The sequence below is a fragment of the Leifsonia sp. fls2-241-R2A-40a genome (assembly GCF_030209575.1).
GTDB lineage: Bacteria > Actinomycetota > Actinomycetes > Actinomycetales > Microbacteriaceae > Leifsonia.
In genome coordinates, this window is record NZ_JARVRS010000001.1 from 891,589 (window position 1) to 909,912 (window position 18,324).

Genomic DNA, 18,324 nt, shown 5'->3' on the forward strand with positions numbered 1-18,324 from the left:
TCATTCCGCCTTCCGTTGGGATTTCTTGCGTTGATCGAGCCGGTAGGTTTCGAGCAACCGCAGCCAGATCTCGCTGACCGTCGGGTACGAGGGAACGGCATGCCAGAGCCGGTCGATGGGGATCTCGCCGACGATGGCGGTCGTGGCCGCGTGCAACATGTCGCCGACGTCGGGCCCGACGAGCGTGACGCCGAGGATCACGCGCCGGTCGTCGTCGACGACCATGCGAGCCCTGCCGGAATAGCCGTCGGCGCGCACGACGGCGCCCGCCACCCAGCCGATGTCGTAGTCGGCCACGCTGACCCGGTAGCCGGCCTTCCGTGCTGCGGCTTCGGTCAGCCCGACCGAGGCCACCTCGGGCTCCGTGAAAGTGACCTGAGGCACAGCTTCCCGATCAGCCGTCGCTGCGTGCGCACCCCACGGCTGGTCGTCGACATCGTCCCCCTCAGCTCGGGCCGCGATGACGTCGCCCGCGATCCGCGCCTGGTACTTGCCCTGATGTGTAAGGAGTGCGCGGTGTGTGACGTCGCCGACCGCGTAGAGCCAGTCGAAGCCGGGCAGTCGCATGGTGTCGTCGGTGGGCAGCCAGTCCCCCGGCTCGAGGCCGACCGTCTCGAGTCCGATCGCGTCGGTGCGCGGACGGCGGCCGGTGGCGACCAGGATCTGGTCCGCGTTGAGCGACTCACCGGCGTCGGTCTCGACCAGGACGCCCTCCTCGGTGCGGGAGACCCGGGCGATTCCGCTGTTCCGATGCACGTCCACCCCCATGCTCCGCAGCGAGTCGGACACCAGTTCGCCCGCGAACGGCTCCATGCCGCTCAGCACATCGCCTCGCGCGATCAGGGTCACTGCGCAGCCCAATCCCGCGTAGGCGGTCGCCATCTCGGTTCCGACGACACCGCCGCCGAGGATGACCAGGCTGTCGGGAACATGCTCGACGCTGGTGGCGTCACGGCTGGTCCACGGCTCGCTGGCGCGCAGCCCGGGGATGTCCGGGACGACGGGGTCGGAGCCGGTCGAGATGACCACGGCGTGGCGCGCGTACAGCTGCGTCTCCGATCCGTCGGCAGCGGCGACGATGACGCGCTTCGCGCCGGCGAGGCGGCCGTGCCCCCGGATCAGGGAGATGCCGGCCCCGTCCACCCAATCGACCTGACTCTGGTCTGACCAGTCGTAGACCAGGCGGTCGCGGCGGCGCAGAACAGCCTCGACATCCACCTGCCCGGAAACGGCTTGAGCGGCGCCGTCGACCGCGCGCGCCTCGCGGAGGCTCCGCGCCGGCCGGAGCAGCGCCTTGGATGGGATGCACGCCCAGAAGGAACACTCCCCACCGACCAGTTCGTGCTCGATGAGTACGGCGGTCAAGCCTCCCTGGACAGCGCGTTCGGCCACGTTCTCTGCGACGGCTCCGCCGCCGATGATCACGACGTCGTACTCGACTTCTTCCATGCCCGTCCCTGTCTCCGTGAATCCGATGCGTGGTGCAGAACTGTGCCCGGCCGGGAGCGAGGCTCAGCCCAGAAGCGGCCCGAACAGCGGGTCAACCGGTCGACCGATTTTTCAAATCCGCTGCTGACGAGGCGAGTCGGACCCGCGACCTCCTCATCGCCAGGCCGAATACCGGTCCGCCGGGCCGCCCACGACAGGCTCGAAGGCCACCTGCTCCGGGTCGACGGAGCGTCCTCGAGGGTCGACGAAAGCGACATCGAGCTGTTCGCCGGTCTCAGCATCCCTCCGGATCACCGTGGGGCCGTCATCGCGCGGAGCGTGGATGTCGCCCCACTGTTGCAGCGCCCCCAGGACGAGCTTGAGATCCGCCCCCCTCTGCGTGAGGTGATAAGAGGTGCGAGAGCGCGCACCATCCTCTCGATACTCGCGCTTGACCAGGATCTCCGCCTCCACCAGGGAAGCCAGACGGGCCGTCAGGATATTCGGCGCGATTCCCAGCAGGTCGCGGAAGTCGGCGAAGCGGGTGATCCCGTTGTGCGCTTCCCTCAGGATCAGGAACGACCAGCGGTCTCCGACCAGCTCGAGAGTGCGGGCGATCGAGCAGTTGGGCTCGGGTCGTGACTTCGACGGCATTCAGCTCTCCTGCGTGGTTGTGCGCTTGACGGTGGTGGCCAGCACGAGCGCCCCCACCGCGAGGGCACCGATCGCTATCGCGCCGGTGAAGAGCGCAGTGCCGAGGCCTGCCGCTGTGGCGACGGCGCCCAGGCCGAAGGCGATCGCTCCCTGGAAGACGTAGGCGACGAGGTACACCGCTGAGATCGTTCCGCCACGATGGAGGGCAGGCGCGTGGGTGGCGATCAGGGCGAGACCTCCGGAGAACAGGAGGCCGTATCCCGCGCCGCTGAACACGGTGGTGACCATGAACAAGGGCAGCGAGTGCGACTGTGCCGACAGCACGAGCAGTACCAGGTCGGCCAGCGTGACCGCCGCTCCCGTGACGACCAGCCGACCAGGTGGGATGCGACGAGCCAGCACGGCGGTGACGCCGATCATCACGGACATGATGGCGAGCACCGAACCGGTGACCAGCACATTCCGCGAACCGATCAGGTCCTTTGCGACATCGGCTCCCAGAGCGAGGAAGACCGAGCCGAAGGCGTAGGCAGCGGTGACGGCCGCCGCGGCCGCCGCATAGAGCAGCCGGATGCCGGCGGGAATTCTGATGGGGCGGGGTCGCCATTTCTCCTCGGACGCCCTGGCCGAGTCTCGCGGCAGGAAGTAGACCAGTCCCAGTACCGCAGCGACCACCGCGAGCAGCACCCAGAAGTCGAGATGGAGCGGTAGAGGTGCGTACTGGATGAGCGCGCCGCCGACGATCGTTGCGAGCGAGAGACCAGCGGCCGTAGCAGCGGTGACGGTCGAGGAAGCGCGGTTTTCGAAGCCCGCTCGGCTGAATTCGACGGCAGCGGCAGTCGCGGGCGCCAGGGCGAGTCCCACGCCTGCGCCCATGAAGGCCCGTCCGGCGAATACCCAGCCCACCGACGGCGCGATCGCGAACAGCAGCACGCCGACGAAAAGGGCGCCGACGCCGAAGAGCATGGCGTTCCGTCGGCCGATGAAGTCGGAGACCTGTCCGAAGACCAGCAGGAACACCACCAGAACGATCGGATAGATCGCGAATATGCCGGTCGTCACCGCGGAGGTGAGATGCCAGGTGCTGGCGTAGAGGGGGTAGCTGGTCGTCGGGGCGGCGCTGGTCCACAGCGCGACGCCTGCGACGGCTGCCGCGGTCCAGAACCGGGCTCGGGCCGGGAGGGTCAGCGCTTCGGCCTTGCGCACCGGAAGCGATAGTGCGCCGGTATCGAGTGTCATGATTCGTCCTCACATCGAAGGCTCTGAGGGTCTGCGTTCTGACGAGTATCCGCCTGAGTATTCTTTTGCAACTCAGAGTGGTACGAGTCTATTCCGACCCGTCCTGGACCGTCGTCTTCGACAACCCGCCGATCAATTCGATCGGCCCCGATATGGTCCTCGAGTTATTGCGCGGCCGCGCCCGCAGTCGCATCGCCCAGGCCGAGAAGCCGCATGCTGTTGCGCCATAGGCTGTCGAGCTGGCCGGGGTCGTTGTAGAGCTTGGCGAGCAGGACCAGGCCCTCGATCTGGGCGACGATCGCCTTGGCCGACTCGCGGAGGTCGGAGGGCTCCAGTTCGCCTGCAGCGGCGGCATCGCGAAGAGCCGATTCGACGATGTCGATCTGCTCCTCGAAGATCTCGCGTAGTCGCTGCTGCACCGGGTCGTCTTCGGCGCTGAGCTCGAGGGCGAGGTTGCCGAACAGGCACCCGACGACGGCTCCGGTGCCCTTCAGCGCCTGGCTCTGCATCTCCGCGGTGGCGACGAACAGGTCGTGCAGCCGACCGACGATCGGCGCCGACGTGCTCAGGATGCGCAGCCACTCGCCGCGCTGCCACTGCCAGTGCTGATTGACGACCTCAAGCGCCAGTGCCTGCTTCGAGGGGAAGAAGTAGTAGAAGCTGCCCTTCGGCACACCGGCCGCCCCGCAGATCTCCGCGACGCCGATGCTCGCGTAGGACCGGCGCCCGAACAAGTCGGCCCCGGCCGCCAGAATGCGCTCTCGCGCGTCTGATGTCCGTCCCATGGTTGCAATTATACGACCAGTCGTCTATAACTGGTGCTGGTCAATAGTTGACCGACCGTCTAGTAAGGACCAGAAAGAATGAACACACGCAGAGTCGCCGTCATCACCGGCGCATCGCAGGGCATCGGCGCAGGACTCGTCGAGGGCTACCTCAGCCTCGGCTACGCCGTCGTCGCAAACTCCCGGACCATCGAGCCGCGCGATGAGGAGAACCTCGTCACCGTCGCAGGCGACATCTCCGACCCGCAGGTCGCCACGCGGATCATCGAGACCGCCATCGACCGGTTCGGCCGCGTCGACACGCTCGTGAACAACGCCGGCATCTTCATCGCCAAGCCGTTCACCGACTACACCCAGGAGGACTTCGACGCCGCCATCAGCATCAACGTGGGCGGCTTCTTCCACATCACTCAGAAGGCCATCGCCGACATGCTCCCCCGCGGCCTCGGCCACGTGGTGAACATCACCACCACACTGCAGGAGAACGCGAACTCCAACGTGCCGTCGGCTCTGGCGTCGCTGACGAAGGGCGGACTTGCTTCCGCCGTGAAGTCACTCGCCATCGAGTACGCCGACCGCGGCATCCGCGTCAACGCGGTCTCCCCCGGCATCATCAAGACCCCGATGCACGCCGAAGAGAACCACGAGTTCTTCGCCGGGCTCCACCCCGTGCGGCAGATGGGGACGATCGACGACATCGTGCGTGGCGTCCTGTACCTGGAGCAGTCGCCCTTCGTGACCGGTGAGTGGCTGCACGTCGACGGCGGCCAGAGCGCGGGGAACTGATCATGAGCGATCAGGTAATCATCCTCGGGAGCATCCTTGCGGACTGGGCGGACGGCATCCGCGAGCACCGCCCGGAAGCGGTCGCCGCATTGTTCGCCGGCGACGCCGTCTTCCAAGGCTTCGACCGCGCGCACACCGTCGGCCGACCCGCGGTCGCGGCCTACTACGACAAGCAGCCGGTCGGACTCGACGTCCAGTACCGCATCCAGGAGTCCCGGTCGTTCGGCGAGGACGCCTTCATCGCGTTCGTCGATGTGGACTTCATCCGACCCTCGGGCGAAGTCATCCCCACCCACCTCACCCTCGCGCTCGTCCGGACGGGCGGGGAGTGGCTCATTCAGCAGTACCACGTGTCGAAGATCGACGCGTAGTCTGCCTGCGAACGGAAGGACGACGCTGTGGAGTTCTTCGTGGAGATGGTCACGACCGTCCCTGACGGAACCTCGCCGGACGCCGTGACCGACATGAGGGAACGCGAAGCGGCCCGATCGGCCCAACTGGCGCACGAGGGAAGCCTGCGCCGCCTCTGGCGGCCGCCGCTCGCGCACGGCGAATGGCGCAGCTGGGGCATCTTCTCAGCAGACGACGCCGACGCGCTCGAACGCGTTCTCGCATCCATGCCGCTGCGCGCGTGGCGGCAGGACACGGTCACGCCCCTCACCTCGCACCCCAACGATCCCGGCCTCGGACGACCGTAGCCGGAAGTGGTGGGCCGGCCGGTTCAGGCCGGCCCACCGGGGGCGCCGAGCGCTCCGGGAATAGATTCTCGTGCAGGGCAGTTAGATGACATGTCAATTACTTGATTGACACGTCAATTACACGACGCAACGCAGGAAGTCCCCACAAATGAATACGCAATCACCAAACGCGAGTACCACCGGAGGCGCTTTCCCTCTGGAACTCGGGATGCAATTCGGAATCTTCTCCGTCGGCGACATCGCGCCCGACCCGACGACCGGCCACACCCAGAGCGAGGCGGAGCGCATCAGCAACATCGCCCGTGTCGCGGTGCGAGCCGACGAAGTAGGACTCGACGTCTTCGCACTGGGCGAGCACCACAATCCCCCATTCGTCCCGTCTTCTCCCACTACCCTGCTCGGCTACATCGCCGCGCTGACCAAGCAGATCACCCTCAGTACGGCCGTCACCCTGATCACCACCAACGACCCGGTGAAGGTCGCCGAAGACTACGCGATGCTTCAGCATGTGGCCGGCGGGCGCCTCGACCTGATGATCGGCCGAGGCAACACCGCTCCTGTCTACCCGTGGTTCGGAAAGGACATCCGCGAAGGCGTCGCGCTCGCACTCGAGAACTACAACCTGCTGCATCGCCTCTGGCGGGAGGACGTCGTCGATTGGGAGGGCCGGTTCCGTACCCCGCTCCAAGGCTTCACCTCCACGCCTCGCCCGCTCGACGACGTGCCGCCCTTCGTCTGGCACGGCTCCATCCGCACCCCTGAGATCGCGGAACAGGCCGCGTATTACGGCAACGGATACTTCGCCAACCACGTGCTCGCGCCCAACCTGCACTTCAAGCCGCTCGTCGACTTCTACCGCGACCGATTCGAGCACTACGGGCACGGCACCAGGGAACAAGCCATCATCGGTCTCGGCGGACAGGCGTTCATCGCAAAACGCTCGCAGGACGCGTGGGCGCGGTTCCGCCCCTATTTCGAGAACTACCCACTGTTCCGGGGCAGCTCCCTGGACGACTTCGTCGCGCGGACCCCACTCAGCGTCGGAAGCCCGCAGGAAGTCATCGACAAGACGCTCACCTTCCAGGAGGGCTTCGGCGACTACCAGCGGCAGCTGTTCGCACTCGACGGCCTCGCCCTGCCTGTCGACGTCGCTCTCGAACAGGTCGAGCTGCTGGGCACCGAGGTCGTACCCGTCCTGCGGAAGGAGATGGCGGCACGCCGATCCGCCGGGGCAGCGGCAGCGCCCAGCCACGGCGACCTCGTCACTCGCAAGTACGGGGACTCCGCCCCGCGTCAACCTCGGCCCAATCCGAACCGCGGAGACAACCTCTCCGGCACCTCGCCCTACCAGGACAGCGACCCGTCGACCGAGGCCCGCTTCCCGCTATCCATCTGACCGTCCGACCATAAGGAGCAATTCGATGAACACCACTCAGCCGGGTTCAGGCGACGGCGACGCCAGGACTCCCCTGCAACTCGTGATTGTCAGCGCCGGCGTGAGCGATCCGTCGTCGACCCGCCTCCTGGCAGACCGGATCGCCCAGAAGAGCGCCGACCTGCTGAGGCGGTCGGGGAAGGACGCCAGGATCGCGGTCATCGAGCTCGGCGCGATCGCGGTCGACGTCGCTCAGGCGCTTGTGTCCGGATTCCCGAACGACCGCGTCCAGGAGGCGATCCAGTTGCTGGCCCGCGCGGATGCGATCATCGTGAGCACACCCGTCTACAAAGCCGGGATCAGCGGACTGCTCAAATCGTTCGCGGACGTGCTGGACAACGACCTGCTCATCGCCAAGCCCGTGGTCCTCGCCGCATCGGCCGGAACCGCGCGTCACGCCATGGTGGTCGATGACCACATGCGTCCGCTGTTCGCCTTCCTTCGAGCACTCCCCGTCCCCACGTCGGTATTCGTGGCACCTGAGGACTGGGGGTCTCCGGCGCTGAGCACACGCATCACCCGCGCGGCGACGGAACTCGTGGGCCTCCTCGGGAGCAACGTGACCAAGACGATCACCGACAGCGCGTGGACCGACTACAAGCACCAGTTCTCGGGGAACGCCGCCCTGTCGGGGAAGACCGCCTCGGACGTCGACTTCGACACCGATCTGATGCGGCTCGCTGCAGGCGGCGAGAGCCGGAAGGCCGAACCGGTCCAGGCGCAGGGCTGATCACGGCGACGGCGGGCGGGTCGACTCGCGGAGCACGAGCCGGGTAGGGATCGGAATGGATTCCGCGACGGTCTCGTGCTCCTCCAGGGCGATGAGCACCTGCTGCATCGTGAGAGCCCCCAGCGACGCGAAGTCCTGGCGGATGGTAGTCAGCGGCGGCACGAGATACGCCGCCTCAGGCACGTCGTCGAAACCCACGACGCTGATGTCCTCCGGCACCCGCAGCCCTCGGGCACGCAGAGCAGCCATGAGTCCGATCGCCATCTGATCGTTGGCGGCGAACACCGCAGTCGTGGTGTCGGCGGTCAGCCCCATCCCGAATTCGTGGCCGCTCGCCGCCGACCAGTCGCCCCGGCCGATCTGGGTCGCGGCCAGGCGCGCCTCGGCGAGTTCGTCGCGCCAGCCCCGCTCGCGTTCGATGGCGTCCGGGGAGACCGCTGGGCCGGCTAGATGGGCGATGCTGCGGTGACCCAGCTCCACGAGATGGCGCACAGCCTCGCGCGCACCGCGGTACTGGTCGATGGACACGGTGAGCGGTCCACGATGCTGGCCGGCGGCGACCGCGACGACAGGGACGCCGGCCTCCAGGCTCCGCACCACGTCGAGCTGGGCCACATCCTCCGCGATGAGGACGACGGCCTCCACCCGCTCACGGAGCAGCGACTCCACCAGCCCACGGATCGAACTCACGTCGGCAGAGATGGACGACACGCTGATCACGCTGTAGCGCGCCTCCCGCGCCGCCTCGCTGAAGTGGATGGCGATCGACGACGGCCCGAAGTCGGCGCTTCCGGGCGTGATCAGCCCGATCATCCGGGTCCGCCGGGTGACCAGGGCGCGAGCCGCCGGCGACGGCGTATATCGGAGCTGCTTGATCGCCTGCTCCACACGCTGACGCGTCGCGGGCCTCACTCCGGGCACGTCGTTGAGCACACGGGACACGGTCTGATGCGAGACGCTGGCCAGGCGTGCGACGTCGAAGATGTTCGCCGCCTTCGCGGGTCTGTCCTCGGCGCTCACCTCGCTGTCCGCCTCATGCGATCCCGCTTCCCGCCTGCGGGTCGTCCGGGTCCGCGCTCGCGACGAGAGCCAGCAGGGATTCGAAACTCACGTCCTCGGAGTCGAGGGTGGCGATGACCTCGCGGTCGCGGAGGACGACGATGCGATGGCCGACACGCAGCACCTCCTCGAGTTCCGCAGAGATGAAAAGGACGGTCATCCCGGACTCCGCCAGTTCGCTGACCAGTCGCTGGATCTCCACCTTCGCGCCGACGTCGATGCCCCGCGTCGGCTCGTCGAGCGCCAGAATCCGCGGGGACAGTGCAAGGAGGCGGGCGAGCATGACCTTCTGCTGATTGCCGCCGGAGAGGGAGCCCGCAGGGCGCTCAGGATCGGCGGGCCGGATGTCGAGGGCCTCGATCCAGCTCGCGCTCAGTTCGTCCTGCCGTGCGCGCGGGATGCGGCGCAGCCAGCCCTTCTCGGCCTGCAGGGCCAGCGTGATGTTCTCGCGGACGGTCAGCTCCCCGATGATTCCCTCGAGCTTCCGGTTCTCCGAGGAGTAGGCGATCCCCGCACGCAGCCCGTCCCGCGGCCCGGACATCCGGGCCGGCGCACCGCCGATGAGGATCGCACCGCCGTCGATGCCGTCGATGCCGGCGAGCAGCCGGGCGAGCTCGGTCCGGCCGGAGCCGAGCAGGCCGGCGAGCCCGACCACCTCTCCCTCGTAGAGGTCCACGTCGGCGGGCTGGAGCATGCCGCGCCGCTCGATCGCGGTCGCGGACAGCACCGGTGTCGAGTCGACGACGCTGGGCTGGGTCTCGGGCCGCACCTCCACGCTCTCGAGCTGGGCAGCCTCGCGCCCCAGCATCTTCTGCACCAGGTCGATGCGCAGCAGCTCGGTGGTCAGGTATTCGCCGACCAGTTCGCCGTTGCGCAGCACGGTCACCCGATCGCAGATCTCGTACACCTGCTCGAGGAAGTGCGAGACGAAGAGGATGGCGACGCCGCGCGAACGCAGCTCCCGGATCACGCGGAACAGCTCCGTCACCTCGTCCTGGTCGAGGCTCGACGTCGGCTCGTCGAGCACCAGCACCTTCAGGTCGGCGGAGACGGCACGAGCGATCGCCACCAGCTGCTGGACCGCCAACGAATACGAGCCGAGCGGGCTCGCCGGATCGATGTCCAGCCCGAGGCTGCCGAGCGCGTCGCGTGCGTCGGACCGCATCCGACCCCAGGCGATACCGCCGCGACGCCGCGGCTCGCGCCCGAGCATGATGTTCTCGGCGACCGTCAGGTTGGGCAGCAGGTCGACCTCTTGGTAGACCGTGCGGATGCCCGCCTTCTGGGCCTGCCGCGGGTTCGCGAACGTGCGCGGGACACCGTCCAGTCGCACCACACCGGAGTCGAGCGGGATGACCCCGGTGATCGCCCGGATCAGAGTCGACTTCCCGGCGCCGTTCTCGCCCATCAACGAGTGGACCTCGCCGGGGAACATCCGGAAGTCGACGTTCGAGAGCGCCGCGTCCCCCGCGAACCGCACGGACGCGCCGCTGACCTCGACGACCGGGTCGACATGCATCGTCGCCTCGCGCTCCTTGTCCGCCCTGGGTGACGCTGACCACACTACTATCGGCCGGGTCTCACTTCCTGCTGGTGCGGGCGACGATGAGGCGCTGGACCACGACGAACGCCAGCAGCAGGATGCCGATCGTGATCCGCGTCCACGATGCGTCGGCTCCGAGGAACGTGATCGACACCTTGATCACGCCGTAGACGAGCACGCCGACCAGGGAGCCGATGACGTAACCGCTGCCGCCGGTGAGCAGGGTGCCGCCGATGACCACGGCCGCGATGGTGTCGAGCTCGGTTCCGATGCCGTTCAGGCTGTAACCCGCCGCGGTGTAGGACGTGAACAGGAGTCCCGCGATCCCGGCGCACGTCCCGCTGATCACGTAGACCAGCACCCGGGTGCGCGCGACCGGGAGACCCATCAGCAGCGCGGACTGCTGGTTGCCGCCGACCGCGTACACGGTCCGCCCGAACCGCGTGTAGCCGAGCACCCAGATGGCCACCGCAACGACGAGCAGGGCGATGATCACGGTGGGCGTGATGTACCAGCCGCCGGCGCCCAGCTTCGTCGACTGCAGCCACAGGACCGACGGCTCCTTCACCTGGATCGCCTCGAGACTGACGACGAAGCACAGGCCGCGTGCGAGGAACATCGCGGCCAGCGACGCGATGAACGGCTGCACGTCGAAGTAGTGGACCATGATGCCGATGGTCAGGCCGAACACCGCCCCCGCCAGGATCATGAGCGGGATGACCAGAGGAGTCGGCACCCCTGAGGCGAGCATCTTCGCCGCGAGGATCCCGGTGAACGCCATGACCGCGCCGACCGAGAGGTCGATGCCGCCGCTGAGGATGACGAAGGTCATTCCGGCCGCGAGCACGATCAGGTAGGCGTTGTCGACGAAGAGCGAAGACAGGATGCGCGGGGTCACGAACACCCCGAAGTACGCCTGCCCCGCCGCGAGCATCAGGATCAGGATGGTCACCGCAGCGAGGACCGGCGCCCACGATGCCTTGTTCCTCAGCCGGTGCCGCCAGCTGGGAGAGACGCGGACGCTGCGGGTCGGTTCGAGGATCGGGGTGGCGCTCATGCCGCGCTCCTTTCGGTTTCGGCGGGACGGGTGGCGATGCGGGGCTGCGGTGGTCGCAGCCGTCCGAGCCAGGTGCGCACGCGCCGCGACTGGGAGAGGCAGACGATGATGACGACGATCGCCTTGAACACCGGGGTCACGGCCGGCGGGACGCCGAGGAAGGTGATGGTCGAGGTCAGCGTCTGAAGGATGAAGACGCCGATCACCGTTCCCGCGAGCGAGAACTTGCCGCCGGCCAGCGACGTTCCGCCGAGCACGACCGCGAGGATGGCGTCGAGCTCGATGTTCAGGCCTGAGTTGTTGGCGTCCGCCGCCATGATGTTGGAGCTGTAGAGGATGCCGGCGATCCCGGCGAGCAGTCCGCTGAGCCCGTACAGGCTCCAGACGATCCCGCGCGACCGGACCCCGGCGAGTCGGCTCGCCGACGGGTTGATGCCGACGGACTCCGTCAGCACGCCGAGTGCGGTCCGGCGCACGAGGAGGCTGATCACGATGATCGCGCCGATCGAGACGATGAAGGCGAACGGCAGCCCGAAGACATAACCCTGCGAGATGTACGCGTACGGGGCGCTGGTGATCGTGGTGATGAAGCCGCCCGTGATCAGCAGGGCGATGCCTCGTCCTGCCAGCATCAGCACCAGCGTTGCGATGATCGGCTGGATGCCCAGCACCGCCACGAGGAAACCGTTCCACAGGCCGAACAGCAGGCAGATCACTACGGCCGTGAGGATCGCCGTGCTGACCGTCCCCAGACTGCTGGGCGATCCGGAACCCTTGATGATCGTCAGGGCGACCGCGCCCGAGATCGCCATCTGGGCGCCCACCGAGAGGTCGATTCCCCGGGTGGCGATCACCAGCGTCATTCCGAGGGCGATGAGCATCAGCGGCGCACTGTTGCGCAGGATGTCGATGAGCGAGCCGTAGAGCTCGCCGTCCTTGACGGTGATGCTGAGGAAGCTCGGCCGCGAGATGGTGTTCAGCACGATCAGCGCCAGGAGCGCCCCGATCGGCCAGACCAGCCGATGCTTGAAGATCGTCCTCATGCTGCGCCCTCCTTGGCGATCAGTGCGACGATGTCGTCGACATCGACGTGACTCTCATTGTCCAGTTCGGCGATCTTCCGACGATCCCTCATGACTACCACCCGCTGCGAGAGGCGCACCACTTCATCCAGTTCGGACGAGATGAAGATGAGGGCGAGGCCGCCCGAGGCGAGTTCGACGATGAGTCGCTGAATCTCGGCCTTCGCTCCGATGTCGATGCCGCGGGTCGGCTCGTCGAGGATGAGCAGCTGCGGATCGGTGGCCAGCCACCGGCCGAGCAGCACCTTCTGCTGGTTCCCGCCCGACAGGTTGCGAATCAGCGCGTGGGGGTTGGCCGGCCGGATCCCGAGGGACTCCATGTACTTTCCGACGATCCGCGTCTGCTCCGCCTTCGGCACGCGCCGCAGCCAGCCGCGCTTCGCCTGCACGCCCAGGATGAGGTTCTCGGCGACGGTGAGGTCGGCGACGATCCCCTCCTCCCGGCGATCCTCCGACGAGAACGCGATGCGCTGGTCGACGGCATGGCGCGGACTGGTCAGCCGCGCCGACGAGCCCCTGACCGAGACCGTGCCGTGGTCGGCGCGGTCGGCCCCGTACACGAGACGCGCGAGCTCGGTGCGGCCGGAGCCGAGCAGCCCGGCGATGCCGACCACCTCGCCGTCGTACACCTCGAGGTCGAAGGGCTCCACCGAGCCCTTCCGGCCCAGCAGCGTCGCGCTCAGCACCGGCGCACCCTGACGGTCCACCTGTCGGTCGGCCGACCGGCCGATGGATTCGAACTCGGCCAGCTCCCGCCCGAGCATGGCCGCGATCAACTCGGTGCGGGTGATCGCACCGATGGCGTACTCGCCGATGAGCCGGCCGTTGCGCAGCACGGTGAGCCGGTCTGAGATCTCGTAGATCTGGTCGAGGAAGTGCGAGACGAAGAGGATGGCGACGCCACGATCCCGCAGCGCACGCATCACCGCGAACAACTGTTCGACCTCGAACCGGTCGAGGCTCGACGTCGGCTCGTCGAGCACGAGGACCTTGCAGTCGACGACCACGGCCCGGCTGATGGCGACCAGCTGCTGCACTGCGAGCGAGTGGGAGGCGAGCGGCGATCGCGGGTCGATGTCGAGGCCCAGCTCCCCGAGGAACCGCGACGCCTCCCGATGGGTGGCGCGCCAGTCGACCCCGAACGGGCCGCGCTTCTCGTTGCCGAGCATCACGTTCTCCCCCACCGACAGGTTGGAGCAGAGATTGACCTCCTGGTACACGGTCGCGATGCCGGCGGCCTGGGCGTCGGCCGTGCCGGCGAATGTCCGGGTCTCCCCGTCGACGGCGATGCGCCCGCTGTCGATCGGGTACACCCCGGTCAGTGCCTTGATCAGGGTGGACTTGCCGGCCCCGTTCTCGCCGAGCAGCGAGTGGATCTCTCCCGGGCGCAAGGCGAAGTCGACCTGGTCGAGCGCTTTCACCCCGGGGAATGAGATGGAGATCTCTCGCATCTCGACAACGTTGTCGGTCACGTCCTGGACCCTACTTTCTTTATCGAGAAGGCCACGGGACGCGTTGGCGCCCCGTGGCCAGGCTCATCCGGTCAGTACTTGCGCGTCGGCAGGGCTTCCTTGGCCGCCGCCTGGTCGAACGCGAGGTCCTTAGCGGTGTAGGCCTTCTCGACCTTCTTGCCGTCGATGACGTCCTTGACCACGCTCGCCACCTGTTCCCCGAGCAGCGGGTTGCACTCCACGACGTAGTTGAACTCACCGTTGGAGAGGGCGGTCAAGCCGTCCTTTGTGCCGTCGATCGTGACGATCTTGATGTCCTGGCCGGGCGTCAGTCCCGCCGACTTGATGGCGTCGAGTGCTCCCAGGCCCATGTCGTCGTTCTGGGCGAACAGCAGGTTGATCTTCTTGCCGTACTTCTGCAGGAAGCCCTCCATGACGGTCTTGCCGTCGGCGCGCGTGAAGTTGCCCGTCTGCGAGTCGAGGGTCGTGATGGACGTTCCGCCGATGCTCGACGAGAAGCCCTTCGCGCGGTCGATCGCAGGGGCCGAACCGGTCGTCCCTTCGAGCACCACCATGTTGGTCGGGGTGCTGCCTACCGTCTTCGCCGCCCAGCTTCCCGCCGTCTCGCCTTCCTTCTTGAAGTCGTCGCCGATCCAGCTGGCGTAGAGGCTGGGGTCGGCGTCGATGGTCCGGTCCTCCAGGATGACCGGGATGTTCGCATCCTTCGCCTCCTTCAGCACGTCGTCCCAGCCGGTGGTGACCACTGCGGCGATGACGATCGCGTCGACGCCCTGGTTGATGAAGCTGTGGACGGCGGCGATCTGGTTCTCCGGCTTGTTGTCGGCCGCGTTGAAGATCAGCTTGAAGCCGTTCTTCGATGAGAAGGCCTCCTTCATGGACTGCGTGTTGGCCGCACGCCAACCGCTCTCGGAGCCGGTCTGGGCGAAGCCGACGGTGATGACCTTGTCGCCACCGCCCCCGCCCGCGCCGCCCGCCGAGCAGCCGGTCAGTGCGACGGCCATGAGTCCGACGGCGGCGAGAGCCGCGCCAAGTTTCTTCATTCCAAACCTCCTTGTTCGGGTACCGGACGTCGCCGGCGACTGTGCCTGCTGATCGGGATCCGAAGCAGGATGGTCGCAATGTTAGCCTTCACATTCGGTTCCGGAGCAACATGATTGCGGTAACGATTGGGTAACGGCCAGGCGCACTGCCGCAATTCACTCGGGGATGATTAGGCCGCCCGAGCATGCGCGAGACCAGAATGTGAGGGATCACAATCTGGCCCGTGTGCGAAGATGTCCCCATGACCCCGCCCAGACGGAGACCGGCGAACATCACGGTGCGGTCGTACGAGCCGGAGGACGCAGCGGAGACCTTGGCCATCTTCCTCGGGGCCGTGACCGAGACGGCGTCCGCGGATTACTCACCAGAACAGATCGAGGTCTGGGCACAGCCGGGGCGTCGCGACGTTGCTTCCTGGCATGAGGCGATGAAAGGGCGCGACAGCCTCGTGGCCGTCGTAGGAGGGCGGGTCGCCGGCTTCTCCGACGTGGGACCGGACGGCTACATCGACATGATGTTCGTGTCCCCGCGATTCCTCCGAGGTGGCGCGGCCACCGCGCTGATGACTCACATCGAGGAGACCGCTCGCTGCCAGGGGAGCCACGACCTGTGGGCCAACGTGAGCATCACAGCGCGACCGTTCTTCGAGCGACACGGATTCCACGTCGAAGCCGAGCAGCATCCCGTGAGGCTCGGGGTGCAGCTGACGAACTACCGAATGCGCAAGGCGCTGCTGTAGCTCGTCAGCCCTTCACGGAGCCGGCGGCCAGTCCCTTCATCACCCGCTGGTTCAGGAAGAGGTACAGCAGCAGCGTGCCGAAGATGCTGACGCAGATCGCGGCGAACAGCGGGCCGTACTGCACCTGCCCGTACTGCCCGGTGAAGTTGAGCAGGCCGACCTGGATCGTCCGCAAGTCCTCGCTGTTCGTGAACGTCAGGGCGATGAGAAGGTCGTTCCAGAGGAAGAAGAACTGCACGAGACCGACAGTGAAGATCGCGTTCCGCACCACAGGCACGCCGATCGACCAGAACTGGCGGATCACTCCGGCGCCGTCGAGCGTGGCCGCTTCGAACATCTCGCGCGGCACCGCACGGAAGTACGTCGCCACCATGAAGACCGTGAGCGGCAGCCCGGAAGCCGTGTGGCGGGGTGACGCGAGGGGGCGCTCGACGCTCCGGACATGAGCAGAACGGCGGCTGAGCACTCAGCCGCCGTTCTCGTTCGACGCTGCCGTGACGCTCGCGCGACACCACGCTCAGGACTCGGACGGATCCGAGAGCAGGGTTTGCAGTCGATCCAGCTGCTGGGACCAGCCCGGCTGGAGGCCGGCGACCATCGCCGCGGTCGTGGCGTCCGCCCCGCCGGCCCGGACCGTCAGCGTCAGCACCGTGTCGGCGCCGCCTTCGAGTGCGACCTCGACGAGCACCTCGAAGAGGCGCCGGCCCTCCGCATCCACCGGCGAGAGCTCGAAGACGAGGCGCCTCAACGGTTGGACCGTGCGAACGGAGCCGGCAGACGCGTACTCCGCACCGTCGCCCTCCCGAAGCATCAGTTCGACGCGGCCGGAAGGCACGGCATCGATCGCGCATCGCACGACCTCGAAATGGCGAGGCGCCCACCACTGGGAAGCCACCGCGGCTTCGGTCCACGCCCTCCAGACCGATTCTCTGGGGGCGTCGATCCGGCGCTGCAGGGTGAACTCGGTTCCGAGCGCCTCGCCTGCGGCACGCTGCTCGGCGGCGTCGACCGCCCTCGCATAGTCCTCGAGCGCACGGTCGTCAGGCGTCTGTGCAGCCATGCCGTCGAACCACCTGGCCAGATCCGCCAGCGCATCTCGGTTGAGGCTCGCCAGCTTCCGGCGGCCGAGGCGCTGGAGCGTGAGCAGACCCACCGCCTCGAGGACCTGCAGGTGCTTGGTCGTCTGCGGTTGCAGCGCCCCGACGGCTGAGACCACTTCCCCGACGGTCCGTGGACCTTCGGCGAGCACGGTCAGGATGTGGAATCGGGCCGGCTCTCCGATCGCCGCGAGCGCTTCCCGCACATCCATCAGGCCTCCACAGTACTTGACACATTCGTCACGACGAATATATCGTGTGGGGCAATTCGGCATCATTCGACACACCGACGAGGGAGACCCGCATGAAGACCATCGAGCGCATCGTTTCCGCTCCGCCCGAAGCCGTGTGGGAGTTGTGGACCACCGCGGAGGGCATTTCCCGCTGGTGGGCACCCGACGGCTTCCGCACCGACGTGCTCAGCCTGGAGCTCCGGCCGGGCGGCGAGCTCGTCTATACGATGACGGCCGAAGCGCCGGAACAGGTCGCGTTCATGGAGCAGAACGGGCTGCCCCTCAGCACCACGTCGCGCAAGGTGTTCGTGGACCTGGATCGTCCCGGGCGCATCTCCTATCGGTCGATCATCGACTTCGTACCGGACCACGAGCCGTATGAGCAGCTCACGGTCGTGGACCTCGAACCGGCGGCCGGAGGCACGCGAATCGTCATGCAGGTCGAGGACATGCACGACGACGTGTGGACCGAGCGGCTGGTCACCGGCCGCGCGAATGAGCTGGAGAATCTCGGACGCCTGGTCGGCTGACAGCGTCCGGCACCTTCACCCAGATCGGTGGGTGGGGCAACCGTCGCTCCCGATACAGCCGGAAGGCGAAGGGCGCCCAGAGGATGACCGCGACTCCGGCCCCGATCAGCATCCCGCCGACGGTGTCCGAGATCCAGTGGGCACCGAGGTACGTCCTGCTGAGCATCATGAGGACGGTGTAGATGGCACCGCCGACCCAGACCCAGACCCGCCAGAAGATGAAGCCGAGTGTCGTCGCGATGAGCGCCGCGTTCGCGCTGTGACCGGAGGGGAACGAACTGAAGTCAGGGGTGACCAGGATCTCCGTCGGCCGCGGACGACCCACGAGGTTCTTGATGATCGTCGTCAGCGTCACACTCGTCACGGCGGCGATCACGTAATAGAGGGCACCCCACGGGCGCCGCCAGATCAGCAGGCCGCCCACGATGACGAGAGGGACGAGGACGATGGAAGCGATGCCGCCGCCGATCCAATTGAAGACGAGAGCGGGGATGGTCCACACCGGAGCGCGGGCCTCGACCAGCTCCCCCATCCACTCGACCTCGAACCCGAACGGCTTGTCGGACTGCCGGTAGAAGATCACGCCCGCGAGAACCACGACGAGCAGCAGGGCGACGACGCCGGACACGACCCACCACAATCGGGCTATGCGTACCTCAGCGGGCGCATCGCTCTCGACGACGTGCTGAATGTTCTCGTCCACCCTCCGATCGTAG

20 protein-coding genes are annotated in these 18,324 nt (G+C 67.2%); 7 read left to right on the forward strand and 13 right to left on the reverse strand.

The window, feature by feature from the left end; translation table 11 throughout:
* From QRN40_RS04400 to QRN40_RS04415, 4 genes are all read right to left on the reverse strand, one after another.
* Nucleotides 1-1,449 (reverse strand): dihydrolipoyl dehydrogenase family protein, encoded by a 1,449-nt coding sequence (locus QRN40_RS04400; RefSeq protein ID WP_285114276.1) that lies wholly within the window; start codon nucleotides 1,447-1,449, stop codon nucleotides 1-3.
* A 153-nt stretch (nucleotides 1,450-1,602) separates the two neighbouring features.
* On the reverse strand, nucleotides 1,603-2,082 hold the full coding sequence (locus QRN40_RS04405; protein WP_285114277.1) for a winged helix-turn-helix transcriptional regulator: 480 nt from the start codon (nucleotides 2,080-2,082) through the stop codon (nucleotides 1,603-1,605).
* The gene (locus QRN40_RS04410) at nucleotides 2,083-3,321 is read right to left on the reverse strand and encodes an MFS transporter (protein WP_285114278.1); all 1,239 of its coding nucleotides are present in this window, start codon (nucleotides 3,319-3,321) and stop codon (nucleotides 2,083-2,085) included.
* A 164-nt stretch (nucleotides 3,322-3,485) separates the two neighbouring features.
* A complete protein-coding gene (locus QRN40_RS04415) occupies nucleotides 3,486-4,106 on the reverse strand; it encodes a TetR/AcrR family transcriptional regulator (protein WP_285114279.1) in 621 nt (206 codons plus the stop codon).
* A gap of 78 nt (nucleotides 4,107-4,184) precedes the next feature.
* On the opposite strand from QRN40_RS04415, the gene QRN40_RS04420 reads away from it, so the two are divergent.
* From QRN40_RS04420 to QRN40_RS04440, 5 genes are all read left to right on the forward strand, one after another.
* Nucleotides 4,185-4,892, forward strand: coding sequence for an SDR family NAD(P)-dependent oxidoreductase (locus tag QRN40_RS04420; RefSeq protein ID WP_285114280.1), 708 nt, complete (start codon nucleotides 4,185-4,187; stop codon nucleotides 4,890-4,892).
* A gap of 2 nt (nucleotides 4,893-4,894) precedes the next feature.
* A complete protein-coding gene (locus QRN40_RS04425) occupies nucleotides 4,895-5,263 on the forward strand; it encodes an SgcJ/EcaC family oxidoreductase (RefSeq protein ID WP_285114281.1) in 369 nt (122 codons plus the stop codon).
* Between the two features lie 27 nt (nucleotides 5,264-5,290).
* Nucleotides 5,291-5,590, forward strand: a complete 300-nt coding sequence (locus QRN40_RS04430; RefSeq protein ID WP_285114282.1) for a muconolactone Delta-isomerase family protein — start codon at nucleotides 5,291-5,293, stop codon at nucleotides 5,588-5,590.
* A 208-nt stretch (nucleotides 5,591-5,798) separates the two neighbouring features.
* Nucleotides 5,799-6,986, forward strand: a complete 1,188-nt coding sequence (locus QRN40_RS04435) for a CE1758 family FMN-dependent luciferase-like monooxygenase (RefSeq protein WP_285114283.1) — start codon at nucleotides 5,799-5,801, stop codon at nucleotides 6,984-6,986.
* A gap of 25 nt (nucleotides 6,987-7,011) precedes the next feature.
* Nucleotides 7,012-7,755 (forward strand): CE1759 family FMN reductase, encoded by a 744-nt coding sequence (locus QRN40_RS04440; RefSeq protein ID WP_285114284.1) that lies wholly within the window; start codon nucleotides 7,012-7,014, stop codon nucleotides 7,753-7,755.
* On the opposite strand, the gene QRN40_RS04445 is transcribed toward QRN40_RS04440, so the two are convergent.
* From QRN40_RS04445 to QRN40_RS04470, 6 genes are all read right to left on the reverse strand, one after another.
* Nucleotides 7,756-8,775 carry a LacI family DNA-binding transcriptional regulator gene (locus QRN40_RS04445; RefSeq protein WP_285114285.1) on the reverse strand — a complete coding sequence of 340 codons (1,020 nt, stop codon included), beginning with the start codon at nucleotides 8,773-8,775 and terminating at the stop codon, nucleotides 7,756-7,758.
* A gap of 13 nt (nucleotides 8,776-8,788) precedes the next feature.
* Nucleotides 8,789-10,333 (reverse strand): sugar ABC transporter ATP-binding protein, encoded by a 1,545-nt coding sequence (locus QRN40_RS04450; protein ID WP_285114286.1) that lies wholly within the window; start codon nucleotides 10,331-10,333, stop codon nucleotides 8,789-8,791.
* A gap of 61 nt (nucleotides 10,334-10,394) precedes the next feature.
* A complete protein-coding gene (locus tag QRN40_RS04455; protein WP_285114287.1) occupies nucleotides 10,395-11,414 on the reverse strand; it encodes an ABC transporter permease subunit in 1,020 nt (339 codons plus the stop codon).
* The gene (locus QRN40_RS04460; protein ID WP_285114288.1) at nucleotides 11,411-12,457 is read right to left on the reverse strand and encodes an ABC transporter permease; all 1,047 of its coding nucleotides are present in this window, start codon (nucleotides 12,455-12,457) and stop codon (nucleotides 11,411-11,413) included. Before QRN40_RS04460 ends, QRN40_RS04455 begins: the two co-directional genes overlap by 4 nt.
* Nucleotides 12,454-13,947, reverse strand: coding sequence for a sugar ABC transporter ATP-binding protein (locus QRN40_RS04465; RefSeq protein WP_285117437.1), 1,494 nt, complete (start codon nucleotides 13,945-13,947; stop codon nucleotides 12,454-12,456). Before QRN40_RS04465 ends, QRN40_RS04460 begins: the two co-directional genes overlap by 4 nt.
* Nucleotides 13,948-14,039: 92 nt before the next feature.
* Entirely contained in the window at nucleotides 14,040-15,008 is a 969-nt protein-coding gene (locus QRN40_RS04470) for an ABC transporter substrate-binding protein (RefSeq protein ID WP_285114289.1), read from the reverse strand.
* A 242-nt stretch (nucleotides 15,009-15,250) separates the two neighbouring features.
* On the opposite strand from QRN40_RS04470, the gene QRN40_RS04475 reads away from it, so the two are divergent.
* Nucleotides 15,251-15,748 carry a GNAT family N-acetyltransferase gene (locus QRN40_RS04475; protein WP_285114290.1) on the forward strand — a complete coding sequence of 166 codons (498 nt, stop codon included), beginning with the start codon at nucleotides 15,251-15,253 and terminating at the stop codon, nucleotides 15,746-15,748.
* 4 nt (nucleotides 15,749-15,752) lie between these two features.
* Here QRN40_RS04475 and QRN40_RS04480 read toward each other — a convergent pair whose 3' ends face one another.
* Nucleotides 15,753-16,214, reverse strand: a complete 462-nt coding sequence (locus tag QRN40_RS04480) for a carbohydrate ABC transporter permease (protein ID WP_285114291.1) — start codon at nucleotides 16,212-16,214, stop codon at nucleotides 15,753-15,755.
* Nucleotides 16,215-16,265: 51 nt separating this feature from the next.
* Nucleotides 16,266-17,057, reverse strand: a complete 792-nt coding sequence (locus tag QRN40_RS04485) for an SRPBCC domain-containing protein (RefSeq protein ID WP_285114292.1) — start codon at nucleotides 17,055-17,057, stop codon at nucleotides 16,266-16,268.
* Nucleotides 17,058-17,149: 92 nt separating this feature from the next.
* Between QRN40_RS04485 and QRN40_RS04490 the strand changes: the two genes are divergently transcribed.
* Nucleotides 17,150-17,608, forward strand: coding sequence for an SRPBCC family protein (locus QRN40_RS04490; protein WP_285114294.1), 459 nt, complete (start codon nucleotides 17,150-17,152; stop codon nucleotides 17,606-17,608).
* Here QRN40_RS04490 and QRN40_RS04495 read toward each other — a convergent pair.
* Nucleotides 17,559-18,311 carry a phosphatase PAP2 family protein gene (locus QRN40_RS04495; RefSeq protein ID WP_285114296.1) on the reverse strand — a complete coding sequence of 251 codons (753 nt, stop codon included), beginning with the start codon at nucleotides 18,309-18,311 and terminating at the stop codon, nucleotides 17,559-17,561. The two genes, QRN40_RS04490 and QRN40_RS04495, sit on opposite strands and share 50 nt — an antisense overlap.
* Between the last annotated feature and the right edge of the window lie 13 nt (nucleotides 18,312-18,324).